1 pseudogene is annotated in these 922 nt (G+C 82.4%); it reads left to right on the top strand.

The features are described from left to right. Window positions 1–922 (top strand): annotated as a pseudogene (locus ABD317_RS37300) (class E sortase); the annotation flags it as partial.

Below are 922 nucleotides of genomic sequence, written 5' to 3'. Positions count from 1 at the left end.
CCGCCGCCCCGGAGCCGCAGGCGCAGGCGCAGGGGCCGTACGACCCGCAGGGCCACCCCGGGCAGCCGGGCGCCGAGCAGCACCGGGGCCCGTACCCCCAGACGGGACACCCCGAGACCGGACATCCCCGGGCCGCACACCCCCAGACCCCGCGGACGCAGGCCCCGCATCCGCAGGGCCACGCCCCGCGGCAGGAGCCCGCGCCCGCGGACGACCTGCGCCCCCGGCCGCTGGAGCCCCGCCCGGGCTCGCCGACCTCCGCGGTTTCCCGCTGGTTCCGGCCCCACACCCCGCCGGACAGCGCCGACGCGGGCAACGCGCCGACCGGCCACGCGCCCCCGGCCGACCCCGCTCCGGGCACCCCCCGCACCGATCCGCATGCGCATCCGAACGGCCACGCGCCCGGGGCGTACTCCGCGCAGCACACCCCGCGAAACGATCCGGCACCGGACCCGCACCGCCACCGGGAGCCCGGCTCCGGGTCCGGCGCGGCGGCGATCGTGCCGCAGGAGGGGACCGCGGCGCGGTATCCGACGACGGCGTACGGGGCCGGGCCGCAGCCGTCGCCGTACGCGGAGGCGCCCCCGGCGGCCGCGTACGGCGGGCAGCCCGCCCCCGCGTACGACCAGCACCCGGCCCCGTACGCCCCCGGGCTCCTCGGCTACGACCAGGCCCCCGCCGGCCCCCTCGGCACCCCGCCCCCTGCGACCACCGGCGACCCGCTCACCGACCACGTCGGCGCCGCCTCCCCGGCCGGCCGTAACGCCCCGGCCGGGGACCCCCTCACCGACCCGCTCACCGGTACGGAGCCGGGGCCCACCCCGCGCCGGCGCGCGGGGCGGCCCGCCGTCGAGGAGCAGCGGCCGTACCCCGCGCCGGCCCACGGCCGCCACGCCGGAAGCAACCCCGCCGCGCCGCCCAC

Source organism: Streptomyces synnematoformans, assembly GCF_039531005.1.
In the GTDB taxonomy this organism is placed as follows: domain Bacteria; phylum Actinomycetota; class Actinomycetes; order Streptomycetales; family Streptomycetaceae; genus Streptomyces; species Streptomyces synnematoformans.
This window is presented reverse-complemented; position numbering and strand designations above follow the sequence as displayed.